Here is a 20697-nt window from a genome sequence, read left to right as displayed (position 1 = left end):
CGCCATCCTAACCCTTAAGGATTACCTCTTCGGGGTAAGGGTGTCGGGCGCGCTTCCTATCCGCACTCCACCGTCACATGCTCCATGCGCGGCAAGGCGTGGACCTGACGGCGCACGGCGGCGACATCGGCGCCGGGGGCCAGGCTGATGATCGCGGCATGGGCATGCGGTCCGATGCGCCAGACGTGCAGGTCGTGGATGGTCGCCCCTTCCGCCTCGGCCAGTCTCTTGATCCGCGCCATCAGCGCCGGTTCGGCCGTGTCGAGCAGGATCGCGGCGGTATCCTGCATCAGCCCCCAGGCCCAGCGGGCAATGACCACCGCGCCCAGCAGGCCCACGGCAGGGTCGAGCCACCACCAGCCCATATAGCGTCCGGCCAGCAAGGCCACGATCGCCAGCACCGACGTCAGCGCATCGGTCAGCACATGCACATAGGCGGCGCGAAGATTATTGTCGGCATGGCCCGGTTTGTGATCATGATCGTGGGAATGGCCATGGTCATGGCTATGGTCATGCCCCAGCAGCAGCGCGCTGATCAGGTTGATGACCAGGCCAATCACCGCGACCAGCGTCGCTTCGCCAAAGGCCACCTTCACCGGCTCGAAAAAGCGCATGGTCGATTCGACGGCGATGAACAAAGCGGTGAAGGCCAGGATCAACGCGGAGGCGAAGCCGGACAAATCCCCGACCTTGCCGGTCCCGAAGGTGTAGCGCGGATTGCGCGCATGCCGCCGGGCATAGCCATAGGCGGCGGCCGCCACCGCCAGCGCGCCCGCATGGGTCGCCATGTGGAAGCCGTCGGCCAGCAAGGCCATCGACCCGGTCAGCCAGCCGAAGACGATTTCGACCACCATGGTCGCCGCGGTCAGCCACACCACCCACATCGTCTTGCGGGCATTTTCGTCATGCCCATGGGCCAGGTAGATATGGTCGAAATAATGGCTTTCCTCGCCATCTTCCATATTGGCCACCGGGACGTCATGCGCGTGGTCATGACCTTCATGATGGTGATGGCCGCCATGGCGGTGATCGTCATGCATGCTCATTTCCCGTAACGCCGGATCAACGCCAGCATTTCCTCTGCCGCGGCCTGTCGCGTTTCATCGCTGATGCCTGGGCGGGCGACATGTTCCCGCATATGCTGCTCGATCAGTTCTTCCATCAGGCTGCCCACGGCCCCCCGGACGGAGGCGACAAGTTGCAGCGTTTCCGAACAGCCCGCATCGCCCGACAATTGCCGTTCGACGGCGCCGATCTGCCCGGCGATGCGCCGCACCCGCGCCAGCAGCTTGTCCCGATCCGCTATGATATGCATAGGGTACCCCCCTATCCTATATTCTACCGGAAATCAATCCGTGCATTTCCCCGCGTACCCCCTAACAAGGGTGCGATGGCGACCATGACCGATTGCGACCTGGCGATAGTGGGCGGTGGCCTTGCCGGCAGCCTGACCGCGCTCGCCTTCGCCGCGCGCCATCCCGATGTCTCCCTGCTGCTGCTGGAAAGCGGCGACACGCTGGGCGGCAATCATATCTGGTCCTTTTTCGACAGCGATGTGGATGCCGGGGACCGCTGGCTTGTCGAGCCCCTGATCGCCCGTCGCTGGCCTGAAGGCTATGAGGTTCGCTTCCCCGGTCACAGCCGTCAGCTTGCCATGCCTTATAACAGCATCATATCGGCACGGCTCGACGCCCATGTTCGCGAGGTGCTTGGCGATGCGGTGCTGACCGGCGCGCAGGCCGCTGAATTGACGCCCACCACCGTCGCCTTGTCCGATGGCCGCATCATCCGCGCCAAGGCGGTGCTCGACGCCAGAGGGGGAGGCGATCTTTCCGTCCTGCGCTGCGGCTGGCAGAAATTCGTTGGCCAGACCCTGCGCCTGCATGCCCCGCACGGCCTTGCCCGCCCGGTCATCATGGACGCCACCGTCGAGCAGTTGGACGGCTATCGCTTCGTCTATCTGCTGCCCCGGGATGAGCGGACCCTCTTCGTCGAGGATACCTATTATAGCGACACCCCGGACCTTGACGGGCCCACGCTCGATGCCCGGATCGCCGCCTATGCGCAGGCGCAGGGCTGGCAGGTCGAGGCGGTCGTCCACAGCGAGAACGGCGTCCTGCCGGTCGTCCATGGCGGCGATTTCGACCGCTTCTGGCCGGAGGCAGACCCTGTGGCGCGGGCTGGGGTGAGGGCCGCGATGTTCCAGCCCATGACCGGCTATTCCCTGCCCGATGCGGTGCGCTTCGCGCTGCGCCTTGCGGACGAATGGCCGATGGAGGGGCGCCTGCTGGCGCATGTGACGCGGGAATGGGCCGCCATCCATTGGCGGCAGGGGCGCTATTGCCGGCTGCTCGGCCGCATGCTGTTCGGCGCGGCCCGGCCCGAGCAGCGCTGGCGCATCTTCGAGCGTTTCTATCGGCTTAGCCCTTCCCTGATCGGTCGATTTTATGCGGGGCGCTCCACGCTCGGGGATCGCATCCGCATCTTGTGCGGGCGGCCCCCGGTGCCCATAAGGGACGCCATGCGAGCATTGCTGAACCCTCCCGCCTGATGCACAGGCTCCGATGAACCGGAAAGCGATCGTCATCGGCGCGGGCTTTGGTGGCCTTGCGCTCGCCATCCGCCTGCAATCCGCCGGAATCGATACCACGCTGGTCGAAGCGCGGGACCGGCCGGGCGGTCGGGCCTATATGTGGGAAAAGGACGGCTTCGTCTTCGACGCCGGGCCGACCGTCATCACCGATCCCGATTGCCTGGGCGAGCTTTGGCGCCTTTCCGGCCATGACATGGCGGAGGATGTCAGCCTCGTCCCCGTCTCGCCTTTCTATCGGCTCAACTGGCGTGACGGCACCAATTTCGACTATTCCAACGACGAAACCGCGCTCCGCGCCCAGATCGCCAAGCTCAATCCCGAAGATATCGCAGGCTATGAAAGCTTCCTCGACTATGCCGACGGCGTGTATGAGGAGGGCTATCGCAAGCTTGGTTCGGTCGCCTTTCTCGACTTCGCCTCCATGGTCCGGGCCGCACCCGCGCTGATGAAGCATCAGGCGTGGCGATCGGTCTATTCGGTCGTTTCCTCCCATGTGAAGAATGAGAAGCTGCGTCAGGCGCTCTCCTTCCACACGCTGCTGGTCGGCGGCAATCCGATGCAGACCAGTTCGATCTACGCGCTGATCCACAAGCTGGAGAAGGATGGCGGCGTCTGGTTCGCTCGAGGAGGCACCAATCGCCTCGTCCAGGGGATGGCGACGCATTTCGAGCGCTTGGGCGGCACGCTGCGCCTGGCCGATCCGGTGGTGCAGATCGAAACCTATGGCGACCGCGCCGTCGCCGTGCGCACCGTTTCGGGTTGGCGGGGGGAGGCGGATGCCGTCGCCTCCAATGCCGACCTGATGCACAGCTATCGCGACCTGATCGGCCACCATCCGCGTGGGCAGAAACAGGCGGAAAAGCTCGCCCGCAAGCGCTGGTCGCCCAGCCTGTTTGTCCTGCATTTCGGCATCAAGGGAAGCTGGCCGGGTATCCCGCACCATATGATCCTGTTCGGCCCGCGCTATGAAGGGCTGTTGACCGACATTTACGATTATGGCGTGCTGCCGCAGGATTTCTCGCTCTATCTGCACCACCCGACCGTCACTGACCCAAGCATGGCACCGGAGGGCCATTCGACCTTCTACGCGCTTGCGCCAGTGCCGCATCTGGGCAAGCTGCCGATCGACTGGGAACGGTTCGCGCCGGTCTATGCTGAACGTATCCTCGACGAGATCCAGCACCGCCTGATCCCCGACATCCGCTCGCGCATCGTCACGCAATTCCACTATGCGCCGCCTGATTTCCGCCACGACCTGTCGGCGCATCTCGGCAGCGCCTTCAGCCTGGAGCCGCTGCTCACCCAAAGCGCCTGGTTCCGCGCGCATAATCGCGACGACGTCATTCCCAACCTCTATCTGGTGGGGGCGGGCACGCATCCGGGCGCAGGCATCCCCGGCGTGGTCGGCAGCGCCAAGGCGACGGCCGCGCTGATGCTGGAAGATCTGGCTCAATAAGCGAAGGATTTATGAAGAGACTGGCTGTCTATTGCGGCTCGGCTAACCCCGCTGATCCCATCTATGTCGAGGCCGCCCGCCATGTCGGGCGCGTCCTTGCCCGGCGCGGCATCGGCGTCGTCTATGGCGGCGGCCGCCTCGGCCTGATGGGCGCAGTGGCTGACGCCGCGCTGGAAGCGGGTGGCGAAGTCATCGGCGTTATTCCCGAAGCGCTGGTGGGGGCCGAAGTCGCCCATCGCGGCTGCACCGAACTGCGCGTCGTCCAGACCATGCACCAGCGCAAGCAGCTCTTCACCGACCTGTCCGATGGTTTCGTCACCCTGCCGGGCGGCGTCGGCACGATGGACGAATTGTGGGAAGCGATCAGTTGGGCGCAGCTTGGTTATCACCAAAAGCCGGTCGGCCTGCTCAACGTCGCGGGCTTCTACGACCAGCTTATCGCCTTCAACCGGCATATGGTCGGCGCGGGTTTCATCCGTGCCCAGCATGCCCATATCCTGATCCATGCCGATGCGATCGAAGCGCTGCTGGACAAGATGGCGGCCTATCAACCGCATGAGACGATCTTCGCTATGAAGGCTGAACGTCTCTGACTTTTTTCCCTCGCCTCCCGCTTGCGTCGCGGCGAGGCAAGTGACTCGACGCGAGGGGCGGGGGAGGGCATGTCGAGAACATGCCTCCTCTCACCTCTCTTCCTGACCGCTCCACCCTCGTTGCCCAAGCGCGCGACAGCATCGCTCGCGGCTCCAAATCCTTCGCGCTCGCCTCGAAGCTGTTCGACCGCCAGACTCGCGAGCGCGCCTGGCTGCTCTACGCCTGGTGCCGCAAATGCGACGACATAGCCGACGGCCAGGACCATGGCGGCACGATGCGCGGGGTCGCGGACGGCCAGGCCCGCCTCTCCACCATTCGCGTCCTTACCAGTGCAGCCCTCCGGGGCGATCCGACCGGCGATCCGGCTTTCGACGGTTTCGGCCTCGTCATGCGCGAATGCGCGATCCCGGAGCGCTACGCCCACGACCTGATCGAAGGCTTCGCCCTCGATGCCCGCGAATGGCGCCCCCGCAGCGAGGCGGACATGCTGCGCTATTGCTATCATGTCGCGGGCACGGTCGGCTGCATGATGGCGATCCTGATGGGCGTCGATCCCGATGACGAAGCCACGCTGGACCGTGCCTGTGACCTGGGCCTGGCCTTTCAGCTCGCCAATATCGCCCGCGACATCAGCGAGGATGAAGCCGCCGACCGCTGCTACCTGCCGGAAGAATGGCTGGTCGAAATGGACATCCCGCCCGGCGAGCATATGAAACCCTGGGTCCGCCCGCGCCTTGCGATCCTTGCCCGCCGCCTGGCCGACATGGCCGCCGCCTATGAGGAAAGCGCCCGCCACGGCACCGGGGTCTTGCCGCCCCGATCCGCCTGGGCAGTCCTCGCCGCCGCCGGCATCTATGGCGACATCGCCCGGGAAGTCGCCCGCCGGGGCGAACATGCCTGGGACCACCGCGTCACCACCCCAAAGAGTGACAAGCTGGGCTGGGTGCTGCGCGCGGGTCTCCAGGTTCCGGGCCGTGCCCACCGCTGGCCTGCCGCGACGTTCCGTCCGGCCACGCTCTGGACCCGCCCTCGAAGCTGACAGGCAAAAAAGGGACCGATACTTGCGTACCGGTCCCGAGGCATGTTCGCAGGAGGAACATCGTGAAGCGGGCGGGCCGTTCTTTCCGGCCCGCCCTGCCGAAGCTTAATAGTTGTAAGCGCGTTCGCCGTGGCTGGAGAGGTCGAGACCTTCCATTTCGGCTTCCTTGCTCGGACGCAGACCCAGGGTCTTGTCGATGATGAAGTAGAGGATCGCGCTGCCGATGCCGGAGAAGAGCAGGGTGAAGACCACCGCCTTGACCTGGATCCAGACCTGGGCCGGGATGCTGTAGGCTTCCGGATGGAAGGCCGCCGGGAAGACCGTGTAGTCGAACACGCCCTGACCGCCCAGCGAGGGAGCCGCGACGATGCCGGTGCCGATGGCGCCGACGATCCCGCCGATGCAGTGCACGCCGAACACGTCCAGACTGTCGTCATAGCCGACCTTGCCCTTCACGAACGCCACGAAGATGTAGCAGATCGGGGAGACGACGAAGCCGAGCGCGATCGAGGTCATCGGAGCCGCGAAGCCCGCAGCCGGGGTGATCGCGACCAGACCGGCCACGGCGCCCGTGACCGCGCCCAGCAGCGAAGCCTTGCCATGGTGGACCTGTTCGACCAGCGACCAGCTCACCGCCGCCGCGCAGGTGGCGACCATGGTGTTGATGAAGGCGACGCCGGTGACGGCATTGGCTTCCAGGTTGGAGCCGGCGTTGAAGCCGAACCAGCCGACCCACAGCAGGCTGGCGCCGATCATGGTCATGGTCAGCGAGTGCGGCGGCATGGGTTCCTTGGGGAAGCCGACGCGCTTGCCGATCATCAGCGCGCCCACCAGACCGGCGATACCGGCGTTGATGTGCACCACGGTGCCGCCCGCGAAGTCGAGCGCGCCCCAGCCCCAGAGCAAGCCGTAGTCGGTAGGCGCATCAACCAGGAAGTCCGGGCCGGCCCAATACCAGACCATGTGGGCCATCGGGAAATAGATCACGGTCAGCCACAGCACGACGAACACGATCAGCGAAGAGAATTTCACGCGCTCCGCGAAGGCGCCGACGATCAGCGCCGGGGTGATCATGGCGAAGGTCATCTGGAAGACCACGAACACGAATTCGGGCAGATAGACGTTGTTGCTGAACGTCGCGCCATAGGTCGTGCCGTCGACGCCCATCAGGAAAGCCTTGGAAAGGCCGCCGAAGAACGGGTTCGATCCGCCCGAGGTGAAGGCCATCGAATAGCCCCAGCAGCACCAGACCAGGCCGGCGACGGAGACGATCATGAACACCTGCATCAGGATGCTCAGCATGTTCTTGGTGCGGACCAGGCCGCCGTAGAACAGGGCGAGGCCGGGAACCGACATCATCAGGACCAGAGCGGCCGAGACGAGCATCCAGGCGACGTCGCCCTTGTTGACCATAGCGGCCATGGCGGCGGCGTCTGGCCCCTTGATCGGCGCGGCCAGCGCCGGTGCGGCTGCGAGCAGGGACAGGCCGACTGCCCCCATCACGCCGCAAAGCTTCTTGGAAAAGGTCATCAATTCCCCCTTCTTACAGTGCGGTTTCGCCGGTCTCGCCGGTACGGATGCGCACCGCCTGCTCGACATCGAGGACGAAGATCTTGCCATCACCGATGGCGCCCGAATTGGCGGCCGCCTGCGTGGCTTCCACGACGCGTGGCGCAAGGTCGTCGTCGCAGACCACCTCGATCTTGATCTTCGGAACCATGTTGGTCGAATATTCGGCGCCGCGATAGATTTCGGTCTGCCCCTTCTGGCGGCCGAAGCCCTTCACTTCGCTCACCGTCATGCCGGCGATGCCAAGCGAGGAAAGTGCCTCGCGGACATCGTCAAGCTTGAACGGCTTGATGATAGCCATGACAAGTTTCATGTCGCCCCCTGTTACTGGTGTGCGGCGACATACTCAGCAAGAGGCGTGCCAGTTTCTTAAAGGCGCGTTAATGCGGGGTTTTCATGGGGCGCCTTAGAATGTGCCGCCAAAAAAACAGGCATATAGGCCTGCCTGCCTAAAAATTGGGCAGCTTTACCAGCCAGCGCCCCGTGCCGCCGCCTCGGCCTCTTCGGGCAAGGTTGGACGCCCCAGCAGGGCGTTGCGATGCGGAAAGCGGCCGAAGCGCTCGATCGTGGCATAATGTTCCTGCGCGAACGCCAGGGACCGCGCATCGCCCGCTCCCTCGAACAGGCTGATCGAAAATTTCTGATCGTCCAGCGCCTCGCTGTGCTGGAACGGCATGTAGAAGAACAACCGCCCGGCTCCGCCGATCTGAATGTCATAGCCATGGGCGATGGCCCCGCGTGCCACATCGCGCGCCAGCGGATCGGTGGCGAAGGCGGCCGGCGAACCCCGGAACATATTGCGCGGCAACTGGTCGAACAGCAGCACCGCCGCGAGCGCGTCATCGGCGCGCTCCAGAAATTCCTCGGCGGGCAATTGCCGCTTTTCTTCCCATAAGGCGCGAAACCTTGCCTGGCAGATTTTATCGAATGCAGGATCATGACTCCACCAACCCTGCTCGCCGGTCTGATTGAACCAGAAATCCAGCAAAGCGGCCGCCCAGTCGGCGGTCACTGCATCATGGCTGTCGGTCAACATGTTCATGAAAGGATAAAGACGGACCTTGACGCTGGTTCCTCCGCCCGTGGCGTTGCTGCCTCAGGTCGCCGTGCCGCCGACGGTCAGGCCTTCCATCAGCAGGGTCGGCTGGCCCACGCCCGCGGGCACGCTCTGCCCGGCCTTGCCGCACATGCCGATCCCTTCGTCCAGCGCCCAGTCATTGCCGATGCCGATCACCTTGGTAAGCGCCGTCGGCCCGTCACCGATCAGCGTCGCACCCTTGATCGGCTCGCCCAGCTTGCCATTCTCGACCTTATAGGCTTCGGTGCAGGAAAAGACGAACTTGCCCGACACGATGTCGACCTGCCCGCCGCCGAAGCTTTTCGCGAAAATGCCCGACTTCATGCGGGAAAGCAGCTCTTCCGGATCGTCATTGCCGCCCTTGATGAAGGTGTTGGTCATGCGCGGCATCGGCGCATGGGCATAGCTTTCGCGGCGGCCGTTGCCGGTCGGCTCCACGCCCATCAGCCGGGCGTTCAGACGATCCTGCATATAGCCCTTCAAAATGCCGTCCTCGATCAGCACATTTTCCTTCGTCGGCGTTCCCTCGTCATCGATGGAGAGCGAGCCGCGCCGGCTCAGGATCGACCCGTCATCGACCACGGTAACGCCCGGCGCCGCGACCCGCTCACCGACACGGCCCGAGAAAGCGCTGGTCCCTTTGCGATTGAAGTCGCCTTCAAGGCCATGGCCGATCGCCTCGTGCACCAGCACGCCCGGCCAGCCCGGTCCGAGCAGCACGGTCATCTCGCCCGCCGGCGCCGCGACCGAGCGCAGATTGACCCGCGCCTGCGCCAGCGCCTCGTCAATCGCCCGGTTCCAGATCGCAGGGTCCATCACCTCATCATAGAGATAGCGCCCGCCAATCCCGAACACGCCCGTCTCGCGGCGGCCATTTTCCTCCAGGATGACGGAGACGTTGAGCCGCACCAGCGGGCGGATGTCGGTCGCGGTGAAGCCGTCGGCGCGTACGATCTCGACCACCGACCAGCTTCCTGCCAGGCTCACCGACACCTGCGCGACGCGCGGATCGCGGGCGCGGGCAGCGGCGTCGATCGCGGCGCAGAGCGTCACCTTCTCGGCAAAGGGCACGATCTCCAGCGGATTGACGTCGGTGTAGAGATGACGGTTGGTGTGTTGCGGCGGCGGGGCGGGCTGGCCCTTGGCGGGATCGAGCAAGGTCAGCGTCTCGGCAGCGCGGCGGATCGCGGCTTCGCTGATGTCGTTGGCATGGGCGAAGCCGGTCATCTCGCCCGACACGCCGCGCAGGCCAAAGCCCGCATCGGTGGAATAATCGGCGGTCTTCAGCCGTCCATCATCAAAGCCGAAGCTCTCGCTCGCCCGATATTGCAGGTACAGTTCGCCATCGTCGCAGCTTTTCAGCGCTTCGGCGGTCAAGCGGCGGGCGCCATCGGGATCGAGCAGGCCCGGGCGATAGAGCAGGCCACGGGCATCAGTGAACTGGGGAGCAGCGTCGGTCATGCCGTCCGATATAGGAGCGGCATGGCGCGAGCCCAATCAAAATCGTAGGCTTAAAGGCTGGCGCCCGAGGAAATATCCGGCAGCCCGGCGATTTCCGGCGTGTCGGCGGCGCTGCCGATCAGTACGAACCGGCGGTCGCAATAGCCGCAGTCGATATAGCCATGCTCATCGATCTCAAGGAAGACGCGCGGATGGCCGAGCGCGGCGGGAATGTCGCCCGAACCGTCACAGGAGACGCGGGACTTGGTGACTCGGATGATTTCAGGCGGCTGGATCATGGCGGCACCGATTAGCAGCGCTGGCGTTGCGCCGCAATATCCGTGGCGACGGGAGCCTTACATCAGCAGGAAGGGCGGCTTCCTTTTCGGGCAGGGCTTTTCCGCGGCGATGTCCACCGCCTTGGCTGGCGCGTTCCAATCCAGGCAATCGCGGGCGGCGGCCAGCGAAACCGGCGACACCATCAGCAGAAAGGGCGCTATCGTTCCAGCAAAGAGAAGCGTGAGAGACATGATGCAACTGCCTCACCAAAGCGTTCCGGTGCCGGAACCCTACGCCATTGCGCCCCAAGCGGGAACAGATTTCTCCAGGGAAGGCATGGTGGGCGATGACGGGCTCGAACCGCCGACATTCTCGGTGTAAACGAGACGCTCTACCAACTGAGCTAATCGCCCGATGCCCGTCCTGACCGCAGGCGTCCGGTGCGCGCCTATCTACGGCAATCGGGGCGCGGGTCAAGCGGGGATGACGGCATATTCGTCATGCACACAGGAAACGGCGGCTGGCGGTGAACCAGCGGCTCAACGCTTCGGCAGTGTGATCGGCAAGCGCGATGAAGACGCGGCGCCCGTCATGCGGATCGGCCTGACGGTCGACAAAGCCCTGTTCGGTCAGCGTCCGTATCCAGCGCAGCGCGGTGGTCGGCGGCACCGCCGACGCGATGCACAGGCTGGACACGGACACGCGCTCATGCTCCAGCCGCGCCGCCAGCAGGTCCAGCAGCATGTCCCAGGCGGGGTCCGCGAACAGATCGGCGGGCAGGAAATCGTCGCGCAGCCGCCGCGCCCGCAGCAGGTCGCGCACCTGCGCCGCATCCACGCTCGCGGCGTCGGCGGATTTGGCGGCGCTGCCGATCGGCTCCAGCGACGGCATGCCGATATAGTCGTTGGGCTCATCCGATATGCGCGGGCCCAGGTCGAAGGACGGCGTCGCATGACGGGGGCGAAGCGTCAGCGCCTCCAGCGTGCGGGCGAGGCGGCTCACCTCATCGCTCAATTGCTGCAACCGCAGACCCTCATTGTCCCGGTTGGCTTCGTGGAAGGATCCGGACGGCGTCTGGCGGGCGGCGGCCAGAAGGGCGGCGGCCAGGTCCGTATGGCCCGGCCTGCAAAGCAATTGCGTCCGGTCGCTGCGCAGGCAGGCATAAGCAAGGTCGACAGTTTCCATATCAGCCACCAGGATGACCGGCATGTCGTTCTGCAACGCCAATGTCTCGATCTGCACCAGCAGCCGCTCGATCATCGCATCGGGCGACGGGCAGAAGCACAGGATGATGTCGCAGCCGATCTGCACATCCAGCCGGGTCGATGCCTGGTCCAGCGGCACCGTGCCCAGCAGGCGAAGGCCCGCGGCCCGGCTCAGCAGCGCGGCATCGTCCAGATAGATGTCATTCGCCAGGATCAGCAGTCCCGGCCGCTCATCCCGCGCGCCAAAGGGTTGGTCCAGGGATGCGCCGAAACCGATCTCATCATGATCCAAACCCACGCCGAAAATCTCCGTCCTGTTTGTTCCAGCTTATCGCAATGCCGTCGTTACGCAGCCAGACCATTCTCCATTATGGAGATTCGTGCCGCCCATTGCGTCCATCGAGCGCCCTGTAAACGGGTCTTTTCCGGCAACGCCATAACGGACTGCCAAAATGGAGCCTTGATCCCCGCCGAAATGGCGGAAATGACGGCGGCATCTTTTTCCATCCGAAATGGATCAGCTTTTGCGCGTTGTTTTGCTCAAACGGCGGTGCGCCGGGCAAAGTCGATATAGAGTGCGCGCAATCGCATCGCCACCGGGCCGGGCGTGCCGTCCCCGATGGGCTGGCCGTCGATCCGCACCACCGATTGGCAGAGGGTCGAGGCGCTGGTGATGAAGGCTTCCCTTGCCGCCAACGCCTCGGCAATGGTGAAGGGACGGCGGATGATGGCGATGCCGCTTTCTTCCGCCAGCGCGGTCAGCGCCGCGCCGGTGCAGCCCGCCAGCACCGCCTGGCTATAGGGCCGGGTGACGATGCCTTCCTGCGTGACGATGAAGGCGGTGGAGGAGGCGCCTTCGGTCACGAAGCCATCCTCGACCATCCAGGCCTCCTGCGCGCCCGCTTCGGCAGCGGCGCGCTTGGCCATGGCCTGGGCCAGCAGGCCGACGCTCTTGATGTCGCGCCGCGCCCAGCGCAGGTCGGGCATCGTAACGACCGCTATGCCGTTGCGCACGGCGGGCACGTCGAGAAAAGGCTTGGCTTGGGTGAACATCACCAGCGTCGGCTGGATATCGGGCGAGGGCAGGAAATCGCGGGTCGCGTCGGCCCCCCGCGTGATCTGGAGATAGACCAACCCTTCGGTGAGCGCATTGCGGGCCACCAGTTCCTTCTGTGCAGCCTCGATCTCCGGGAGGGAGAGTGGCAGAGCGATGCCGATGGCCCCGGTCGACCGCTCCAGCCGGGCGAGATGGGATGCGCTGTCGATCAGCCTGCCGTCGATCACCGCCGCGACTTCATAGATGCCGTCCGCGAACAGGAAACCGCGATCCAGCACGGAGACCTGGGCTTGCTCCAGCGGCACGAAACGGCCGTTCAGATAGGCGACGGACATGATGGGGTTCCTTGTTATGGGGCGGCCGATCTGGCTTGGCGGCGCATCCGGGTCAAGCATAGGTTTCGTCAGGCCGCTTGCCCGCGCAACGCCTTCTGCCGCCGCCGCTGCACGGAGGATCCGATTCCCATGGCCTCGCGATATTTGGCGACGGTGCGGCGGGCGATGTCCATGCCCTTGGCCCGCAGCAGGTCGACCAGCGTGTCGTCGGACAATATGGCGTCGGCCGTTTCTGCCGCGATCAGCGCCTTGATATGGCTCTTGACCGCTTCGGCCGACACCGCGCCGTCGCCACTGGATGCCGAAACGCCGCTGGTGAAGAAATATTTGAGTTCGTAAAGCCCACGCGGGCAGGACAGATATTTGTTCGACGTCACCCGGCTGACGGTTGATTCATGCATCTGGATCGCATCGGCCACCGCTTTGAGCGTCAGCGGCTTCAGATGCTCCACGCCCTTGCGGAAGAAATCTTCCTGTTGGCGGACGATCTCGCTCGCGACCTTGATGATGGTCTTCTGCCGCTGGTCCAGCGCCTTCACCAGCCAGTTGGCGCTGGCGAGGCAATCGGCCAGCCAGGCTTTCGATGTCCTGTCCTGCGGTCCGGAAGCCAGCTCGACATAATAGCTCCGGTTGATGAGGACGCGGGGCAGGGTGGTGCTGTTGACCTCGATCGACCAGCCCTCGCGGGTCTGCCGCACGAACAGGTCGGGCGTCACCGGCGCGGCGCTTTCCGTGGAAAAGCGCAGGCCGGGCTTGGGATCATAGCCGCGCAGTTCGCGGATCATGTCCGCCATATCCTCCTCATCCACGCCGCAGATCCGGCGCAGCTGCGGCAGCGCGCCCCTGGCGAGCAGGTCGAGATTGGCAAGCAGCTTCGCCATGCAGGGATCATGGCGATCCGCCTCCTTGGCCTGCAAAGCCAGACATTCCGCCAGCGATCGTGCCCCGACGCCCGTGGGATCGAAGCTCTGGATCACCGCCAGCACATGTTCGATCTGGTAGAGCGGCACCCCCATGCCATGGGCGGTTTCCAGTAGATTGGCCTCCAGATAGCCCGCCTCGTCAATCTGTCCGATCAACTGGGTCGCTATGGTCAGGTCCATGCCCGACAGGGCACTGCGGGCCTGATCCATCAGATGTTCCTGAAGACCCTGTTCCGGATTGGCGAAACTGTCGAAATCGGGCGCTTCGCCGCTGCCGCCGGACAGCATGTCCAGGCCGCTGGAGCCGATAGCCGCGCTCGCTACCCGGTCGCCCGGCCCATCGTCGATGAAGGTTTCCGCGCCATAGTCGACATCCAGCGGCGAATCCGCGGCGCCCAGTCCCTGACCGATCAACTGGTCGGCATCGCCAGTCTCGGCGGGCAGGTCATGCTGTTCCGCCGCCCGGTCCACGCCGTCGGCGGGCGGCGCGAAATCATCGCTGGGCACTCCGGCCTCCAGCAGCGGGTTCTTCTCCAATTCGCCCGAAACGAACGCCTCGATTTCCAGATTGGACAGCGCCAGCAGCTTGATCGCCTGCTGAAGCTGCGGCGTCATCACCAGCGATTGGCTCTGCCGCAGGTCGAGACGGGGGGCGAGCGCCATCAGCCCTTCCCCTTGCCGCTGTCTGGAAGGGGCCGCTTGCCGGTCATGTCAGAGCGAGAAATTCTCGCCCAGATAGAGCCGCCGCACATCTGCGTTGGCCACCAGTTCGGTCGGGCTGCCCGCGAACAGCATCTTGCCGTCGTAGATGATGCAGGCGCGGTCGACGATCTCCAGCGTCTCGCGGACATTATGGTCGGTGATGAGCACGCCGATGCCGCGGGTCTTCAACTGCTTCACCAGACCGCGAATATCCGCGATGGACAGCGGATCGATGCCCGCGAAAGGCTCGTCCAGCAGCACGATCGACGGATTGGCCGCCAGGGCGCGGGCGATCTCGCAGCGTCGCCGCTCGCCGCCCGACAGTGCCATGGCCGATGAATCGCGCAGCCGGGTCAGGCCGAATTCCTCCAGCAACTGTTCCAGCCGCGCCTGCCGCGCCGCCTTGTCCGGTTCCGCCAGTTCCAGCACCGCGCCGATATTCTGCGCGACGGTGAGGCCACGGAAGATCGAGGTTTCCTGCGGCAGATAGCCCAGCCCCAATATGGAGCGCCGGTACATCGGCAGGCCGGTGATGTCCTGCCCGTCCAGCACGATGCGGCCATGGTCCGGCCGCACCAGCCCCATCACCGAATAGAAGCAGGTCGTCTTGCCCGCGCCATTGGGGCCGAGCAGGCCCACCACCTCGCCCTTGCCGACGGTCAGCGACACGTCGGCCAGCACGACGCGCTTGTCATAGCTTTTGGCGATGGAGATGACGGACAGGCCTTCACCCACTTCCTGCGGGGGAAGGGGCGATGCCGGGGCTGTCCGGTCCTGCATCATGACGTCGTCCATCACACTATCCTTGCTGCCGCATGGTTGATCGCGGGATAAATCCATGACCCGCACGGCAATTGGCAAGCTTTGTGCATGGGATCGCCGCCGGGGCAAGGGGGAAAATGGTTTTTGTCGGCACGAAGGCCATGACCCGCGGCAAGATTGGGACTGACAGGGCCGCTTTCAATGACGATGGCGCGAAGAGCCGCCCGCCTTTCGATGATCTCACTCCGTTCCAAAACGGCGAGAACATATCAGTAACATTTTCCAACAAGTCAACAATTTGCTGCCGACGCACGCATTGCTGCGTCATGGATTGCGTGATGACAGGACTTATTGGATTTTCAGGAAAAATGGTGCGGTCGAGAAGACTCGAACTTCCACGGCCTTTCGGCCACAACGACCTCAACGTTGCGCGTCTACCAATTCCGCCACGACCGCACATCAACAGGGAAACCGGCGGGGCCGGTGCCTTGGTAGGAGGCGGCCCTTAGCAAAGGCTTTCGGGCCATGCAACAACCTATCTGCATCTGCGTTATTTTGGAGAGAGAAAGTCGGGAGCGGGCGAGAATGGAGGAGGAGACGATCATGTCCGCGCGCTTCTGGTTGTTTTCATGTGTGAGTGCAGGGGTTGCCCTGACCGGAGGATATGGGCTTGGCCTCTACGCCACCACACAGCCCAAGGCCGCGACCGAAACGCCGTTGCCGGAGGCGGTCCTGCCGGAGGATGCCGCCTATGATCCGGCAAAGCTGACCGGCCCGGCGATCATTCACTGCACGGGCTGCGGCCCGACCTTGGCCGATCGGCAAATGGCTGCGGACATGGCGAGCTGGGACGGGATGAACGATCCCGTGGTGCGCGATTACGCCGCGCAGGACACTGTGAGCGAGGTCGATGATGTTGAGCCGCCTCCGGCAGCGCGAACCTTGCCTGCATCGATCGAAAGATTCGACGCTGGGGAAAGCGAAGGCAGTCTGCAACCCGTGAAGATCGCCCAGGCTCCCAATAGCAGAACGCCCGCCGAGGATAGCCCGGCGGACGCTGCTTTTTCCTACTGAGCCGGCCGCTTATTCGGCGGCGACCACTTCCGCGGGGGCGTCGCTCAGCGGATGAGCGAGGCGGTTCACCATTTCCTTCGGGCAAATCTGCCAGAAATAACGGCGCCAGCGGTCCCAGTCGTCCAGGATGGTGTTCGACCATTTGCTGTCGGTCGCCACCGCATGCTGGGCGATCAGAGCCTTCAGTTCCGCTTCCCAATGGGCGCTTTCCAGCCGCTGCCAGACGATGCTTTCCGGGTTGGCGCGCGTAGGGAAGCTACCATCCTCGTCCAGGATGAAGGCCATGCCGCCGGTCATGCCCGCGCCGAAATTGGCGCCGGTCTTGCCCAGGATCACCGCCGTGCCGCCGGTCATATATTCGCAGCCATTGGCGCCGCAGCCCTCGACCACCACCTGCGCGCCCGAATTGCGGACGGCGAAGCGTTCCCCGGCCTGTCCCGCCGCGAACAGCTTGCCGCTGGTCGCGCCGTAGAGCACGGTGTTGCCGATGATCGTGTTGTCCTTGCTGCTCAAGGGGCTGGAGACGGTCGTGCGCACCGTGATGATGCCGCCCGACAGACCCTTGCCGACATAGTCGTTGGCGTCGCCAAAGATCTCCAGCTTGATGCCCTTGCAGAGGAATGCGCCCAGCGACTGGCCGGCCGAGCCGCGCAGACGCACGGTCAGATGACCGTCCGCTAGGCTAGACATGCCGAACTTCTCGGTGACGGCGGCTGACAGGCGCGTACCCACGGCGCGATGCGTGTTGCGCACCGTATAGGTGAGCTGCATCTTCTCGCCGCGTTCGAACACCGCTTTGGCGTCGCGCATCATCTGCGCGTCAAGGCTGTCGGGAACGGCATTGCGCCATTCGGTCAGCGAGAAACGGCGCTGATCGTCGGGTGCGTCCACCTTGGCGAGGATCGGGTTCAGGTCGAGATCGTCCAGATGCTCGGCACCGCGGTTGACCTGCTTGAGCAGTTCGGTGCGGCCGATCACTTCGTCCAGGCTGCGATAGCCCAGACGCGCCAGAATTTCGCGAACCTCTTCCGCGATGAAGGTCATGAGGTTGATGACCTTCTCCGGCGTGCCGGTGAACTTCTCGCGCAGGCGTTCATCCTGCACGCAGACGCCGACCGGGCAGGTGTTGCTGTGGCACTGACGCACCATGATGCAGCCCATCGCCACCAGCGACAGCGTGCCGATGCCGAACTCTTCGGCGCCCAGAATCGCCGCGATCACGATGTCGCGGCCAGTCTTGAGGCCGCCGTCGGTGCGCAGCTTCACGCGGTGACGCAGACCGTTGAGGGTCAGCACCTGATTGGCTTCCGACAGGCCCATTTCCCACGGCGTGCCCGCATATTTGACCGAAGTCTGCGGGCTGGCGCCGGTGCCGCCGACATGGCCCGCGACCAGAATGACGTCTGCGTGGGCTTTTGCCACGCCCGCAGCCACGGTGCCGATGCCCGCCTGGCTGACGAGCTTCACGCAGACCCGCGCCCGAGGATTGATCATCTTGCAGTCGTAGATGAGCTGCGCGAGATCCTCGATCGAGTAGATGTCGTGATGCGGCGGTGGCGAGATCAGCGTCACGCCGGGCGTCGCATGGCGCAGCTTGGCGATGAACTCGGTCACCTTGAAACCGGGCAGCTGGCCGCCTTCGCCGGGCTTGGCGCCCTGCGCGACCTTGATCTCGATTTCCTCGGCCGACCCCAGATATTCGGCATGGACGCCGAAGCGGCCCGACGCGATCTGCTTGATCACCGAGTTCGCATTGTCGCCATTCTCATAGGGCTTGAAGCGGTTCGCATCCTCGCCGCCTTCGCCCGACACGGCTTTGGCACCGATGCGGTTCATGGCGATGGCCAGCGTCTCATGCGCTTCGGGGGAGAGGGCGCCCAGAGACATGCCCGGCGTGACGAAGCGCTTGCGGATTTCGGTGGTCGCTTCCACCTCGTCGATCGGCACGGCTTCGCGGGCGAAGTTGAACTCCAGCAGGTCGCGCAGATAGACCGGCGGCAAATCGCGCACGCCCCGCGAGAATTGCAGATAGGTCGAATAGCTGTCGGTCGCGACCGAAGTCTGCAGCAGGTGCATGAGCTGCGCCGAATAGGCGTGCGTCTCGCCACCATTGCGCTGGCGGTAGAAGCCGCCGACGGGCAGCCGCACCACGGCGCTGTCATAGGCGGTGTCGTGCCGCATCTTCGCGCTGTAGTGGAGCGAAGCATAGCCCTCGCCCGAAATCTTCGCGGGCATGCCGGGGAAGAGATCGTTGACCAGCGCGCGGGACAAGCCGACCGCTTCGAAATTATAGCCGCCGCGATAGGAGCTGATGACCGCGATGCCCATTTTGGACATGATCTTCAGCAGGCCTTCGTTGATGGCGATGCGATAGCGTTCGAAGCACTGGTCGAGCGACAGGTCACCGAACAGCCCGCGTGCATGGCGGTCGGCAATGCTGGCCTCGGCCAGATAGGCGTTCACCGTGGTCGCGCCGACGCCGATCAGCACCGCGAAATAATGGGTGTCGAGTGCTTCGGCGCAGCGCACGTTGATCGACGCGTAGCTGCGCAGCCCCTTGCGGACGAGATGGGTATGCACCGCCGCCGCCGCCAGCACCCCGGCAATGGCGATCTTATCAGAATTAAGATGCTCGTCGGTCAGGAAGATTTCGGTGCGGCCCTCGCGCACTGCCTGCTCCGCTTCCTCCCGGATGCGGGCGATGGCGGCGCGGAGCTGCTCCTGGCTACCTTCGGCCGGGAAGGTGCAGTCGATCTCGGCCACGGCCGGGCCGAAATGCCCCTTCAGCTTCGCCCATTCGGACGAGGTCAGCACCGGCGAGTCCAGCACCAGCACATGGCTGTTCTGCGCGTCATGCTCCAATATGTTGTGCAGGTTGGAGAAGCGCGTCTTCAGGCTCATGACATACCGTTCCCGCAGCGGATCGATCGGCGGGTTGGTGACCTGGCTGAAATTCTGGCGGAAGAAATGGCTGACCGTGCGCGGCTTGTCGGAAATGACCGCGAGCGGCGTGTCGTCGCCCATCGAGCCGACGGCTTCCTTCGCATCCTCGACCATCGGGGCGAGGATCAGCTCCATATCCTCCAGCGTCATGTTGGCGGCGACCTGACGGCGGGTCAGTTCGGCCTTGTCCCAGCTACGCAGCGCGCTCGGCGCGTCGGCCAGATCGTTGACCGTCATGAAGTCCTTGATCAACTCGCCATAGGGGCGCTCGCCCGCGATCTGGTCCTTGATCTCCTTGTCGTCGAAGATCACGCCTTCCTGCAGGTCGACGGCGATCATCTGGCCCGGACCCATGCGGCCCTTCCGCACGATGGTGGTTTCGGGCACCACGACCATGCCGGTTTCCGAACCCACGATCAGCAGATTGTCGCCGGTCAGCGTGTAGCGCAGCGGGCGCAGCGCGTTGCGGTCGACGCCCGCCACGACCCAGCGGCCGTCGGTCATCGCCAGCGCGGCGGGACCGTCCCACGGCTCCATCACGGAGGCGAGATATTCGTACATGTCCGAATGGGACTGCGGCAGTTCGGGGCTGGCCGACTGATAGGCTTCGGGCACCAACATCAGCTTGGCGGTCGGCGCATCGCGGCCCGAACGGCAGATCGCCTCGAACACGGCGTCAAGCGCGGCGGTATCGGACGCGCCCGCCGGGATCACGGGCTTGATGTCCTCCGACTGCTCACCGAAGGCGAGCGAAGCCATTTTGATCTCGTGGCTCTTCATCCAGTTCTTGTTGCCGCGGATCGTGTTGATCTCGCCATTATGCGCGAGCGTGCGGAAGGGCTGGGCCAGCCACCATTGCGGGAAGGTGTTGGTCGAATAGCGCTGGTGGAAGATCGCGACGCGGCTCTCGAACCGCTCGTCCTGAAGGTCGGGATAGAAGACCGACAGCGATTCCGCGAGGAACAGCCCCTTGTAGATGATCGAGCGGCACGACAGCGAGCAGACGTAGAAGTCCTGGATCTGCGCGGCGATGACCTGCTTCTCGATCCGGCGGCGGATGAGGTAGAGGTCTTTTTCGAACTCGGCCTGATCGCGCTCCTCCGGCATCGGCCCGGCGATCATGATCTGTTCGATCTCGGGACGGGTGCGCTGCGCCTTCTCCCCGATGACGGAGACGTCGACGGGCACCTGACGCCAGCCATAGATGGTGTAGCCCGCGTCGATGATCTCGGCCTCGACGATGGTGCGACAGGTTTCCTGCGCCGACAGGTCGGTGCGCGGCAGGAAGATCATGCCGACGGCGAGGCGATTGGGCAGCGGCTTGTGGCCGGAGTCGGCAATGGCGTCGTCGAAGAAGCGCACCGGCAGGTCGACATGGATGCCCGCGCCGTCGCCGGTCTTGCCGTCGGCATCGACCGCGCCACGGTGCCACACGGCCTTCAGCGCGTCGATCGCGCTTGCGACCACACGGCGGCTCGGGCGGCCATCGGTCGCGGCGACGAGGCCGACGCCGCAGGCGTCGCCTTCCATCTCGGGATGATACATGCCCTCAGCGGCAAGGCGCGCGCGCTCTTCGGGGCTCGCCATATAGGGGGTGTTGGCCATGAATGCCTCCTCGTCAAATCCGTCGGTTCGAGCCTGTCTCAAA

Annotated in this window: 18 protein-coding genes and 2 tRNA genes; 5 read left to right on the top strand and 15 right to left on the bottom strand. The window is 64.5% G+C overall.

The annotated features are described in order from the left end of the window. Window positions 1–56: 56 nt before the first annotated feature. Both dmeF and VVT58_RS12250 read right to left on the bottom strand, forming a co-directional pair. The gene (gene dmeF, locus VVT58_RS12255) at window positions 57–1046 is read right to left on the bottom strand and encodes a CDF family Co(II)/Ni(II) efflux transporter DmeF (RefSeq protein ID WP_087574690.1); all 990 of its coding nucleotides are present in this window, start codon (window positions 1044–1046) and stop codon (window positions 57–59) included. After that, window positions 1043–1315 carry a metal/formaldehyde-sensitive transcriptional repressor gene (locus VVT58_RS12250; RefSeq protein ID WP_066560846.1) on the bottom strand — a complete coding sequence of 91 codons (273 nt, stop codon included), beginning with the start codon at window positions 1313–1315 and terminating at the stop codon, window positions 1043–1045. Before VVT58_RS12250 ends, dmeF begins: the two co-directional genes overlap by 4 nt. Before the next feature lie 75 nt (window positions 1316–1390). Between VVT58_RS12250 and crtY the strand changes: the two genes are divergently transcribed. The 4 genes from crtY to VVT58_RS12230 all read left to right on the top strand — a co-directional run bounded on the left by crtY (window position 1391) and on the right by VVT58_RS12230 (window position 5682). After that, window positions 1391–2551: a lycopene beta-cyclase CrtY gene (gene crtY / locus VVT58_RS12245; RefSeq protein ID WP_087574689.1), complete on the top strand. Its 1161-nt coding sequence runs from the start codon at window positions 1391–1393 to the stop codon at window positions 2549–2551. A gap of 13 nt (window positions 2552–2564) precedes the next feature. Then, the gene (locus VVT58_RS12240) at window positions 2565–4049 is read left to right on the top strand and encodes a phytoene desaturase (RefSeq protein WP_066560843.1); all 1485 of its coding nucleotides are present in this window, start codon (window positions 2565–2567) and stop codon (window positions 4047–4049) included. Between the two features lie 11 nt (window positions 4050–4060). Beyond that, on the top strand, window positions 4061–4642 hold the full coding sequence (locus VVT58_RS12235; RefSeq protein WP_087574688.1) for a TIGR00730 family Rossman fold protein: 582 nt from the start codon (window positions 4061–4063) through the stop codon (window positions 4640–4642). Window positions 4643–4722: 80 nt separating this feature from the next. Next, entirely contained in the window at window positions 4723–5682 is a 960-nt protein-coding gene (locus VVT58_RS12230) for a phytoene/squalene synthase family protein (RefSeq protein ID WP_087574687.1), read from the top strand. A gap of 105 nt (window positions 5683–5787) precedes the next feature. Here the strand turns inward: VVT58_RS12230 and VVT58_RS12225 are convergent, their stop codons facing one another. From VVT58_RS12225 to VVT58_RS12170, 12 genes are all read right to left on the bottom strand, one after another. Further along, window positions 5788–7212: an ammonium transporter gene (locus VVT58_RS12225; protein ID WP_066560837.1), complete on the bottom strand. Its 1425-nt coding sequence runs from the start codon at window positions 7210–7212 to the stop codon at window positions 5788–5790. 13 nt (window positions 7213–7225) lie between these two features. Further along, window positions 7226–7564, bottom strand: a complete 339-nt coding sequence (locus VVT58_RS12220; RefSeq protein WP_013847864.1) for a P-II family nitrogen regulator — start codon at window positions 7562–7564, stop codon at window positions 7226–7228. A 153-nt stretch (window positions 7565–7717) separates the two neighbouring features. Further along, the gene (locus VVT58_RS12215) at window positions 7718–8293 is read right to left on the bottom strand and encodes a DUF924 family protein (protein ID WP_087574686.1); all 576 of its coding nucleotides are present in this window, start codon (window positions 8291–8293) and stop codon (window positions 7718–7720) included. 54 nt (window positions 8294–8347) lie between these two features. Continuing rightward, window positions 8348–9790, bottom strand: coding sequence for a metalloprotease TldD (tldD, locus tag VVT58_RS12210; protein ID WP_066560833.1), 1443 nt, complete (start codon window positions 9788–9790; stop codon window positions 8348–8350). Window positions 9791–9840: 50 nt separating this feature from the next. Next, window positions 9841–10068 carry a zinc-finger domain-containing protein gene (locus tag VVT58_RS12205; protein WP_066560832.1) on the bottom strand — a complete coding sequence of 76 codons (228 nt, stop codon included), beginning with the start codon at window positions 10066–10068 and terminating at the stop codon, window positions 9841–9843. Between the two features lie 57 nt (window positions 10069–10125). After that, on the bottom strand, window positions 10126–10299 hold the full coding sequence (locus VVT58_RS12200) for a hypothetical protein (protein WP_176392369.1): 174 nt from the start codon (window positions 10297–10299) through the stop codon (window positions 10126–10128). A gap of 86 nt (window positions 10300–10385) precedes the next feature. After that, window positions 10386–10461, bottom strand: a tRNA-Val gene (locus tag VVT58_RS12195). 85 nt (window positions 10462–10546) lie between these two features. Then, window positions 10547–11551 (bottom strand): MarR family transcriptional regulator, encoded by a 1005-nt coding sequence (locus VVT58_RS12190; protein ID WP_082748730.1) that lies wholly within the window; start codon window positions 11549–11551, stop codon window positions 10547–10549. 242 nt (window positions 11552–11793) lie between these two features. Next, a complete protein-coding gene (locus VVT58_RS12185) occupies window positions 11794–12645 on the bottom strand; it encodes a D-amino-acid transaminase (RefSeq protein WP_087574685.1) in 852 nt (283 codons plus the stop codon). Between the two features lie 68 nt (window positions 12646–12713). Beyond that, window positions 12714–14231 (bottom strand): RNA polymerase factor sigma-54, encoded by a 1518-nt coding sequence (gene rpoN, locus VVT58_RS12180; protein ID WP_087574684.1) that lies wholly within the window; start codon window positions 14229–14231, stop codon window positions 12714–12716. Window positions 14232–14279: 48 nt separating this feature from the next. Next, window positions 14280–15065, bottom strand: a complete 786-nt coding sequence (gene lptB / locus VVT58_RS12175; protein WP_013847841.1) for an LPS export ABC transporter ATP-binding protein — start codon at window positions 15063–15065, stop codon at window positions 14280–14282. A gap of 336 nt (window positions 15066–15401) precedes the next feature. Continuing rightward, window positions 15402–15488 (bottom strand) — tRNA-Leu (locus VVT58_RS12170). A 147-nt stretch (window positions 15489–15635) separates the two neighbouring features. Here VVT58_RS12170 and VVT58_RS12165 point away from each other — a divergent pair. Beyond that, window positions 15636–16106: a hypothetical protein gene (locus VVT58_RS12165; RefSeq protein WP_327752825.1), complete on the top strand. Its 471-nt coding sequence runs from the start codon at window positions 15636–15638 to the stop codon at window positions 16104–16106. Between the two features lie 9 nt (window positions 16107–16115). Here VVT58_RS12165 and gltB read toward each other — a convergent pair whose 3' ends face one another. Further along, window positions 16116–20654 (bottom strand): glutamate synthase large subunit, encoded by a 4539-nt coding sequence (gene gltB / locus VVT58_RS12160; RefSeq protein ID WP_327752826.1) that lies wholly within the window; start codon window positions 20652–20654, stop codon window positions 16116–16118. Window positions 20655–20697 lie beyond the last annotated feature (43 nt).

This window comes from Sphingobium sp. SJ10-10, assembly GCF_036038995.2.
Lineage (GTDB): Bacteria > Pseudomonadota > Alphaproteobacteria > Sphingomonadales > Sphingomonadaceae > Sphingobium.
Note: the sequence above shows the minus strand (reverse complement) of the source record. Positions and strands in the feature narration are given on the sequence as shown.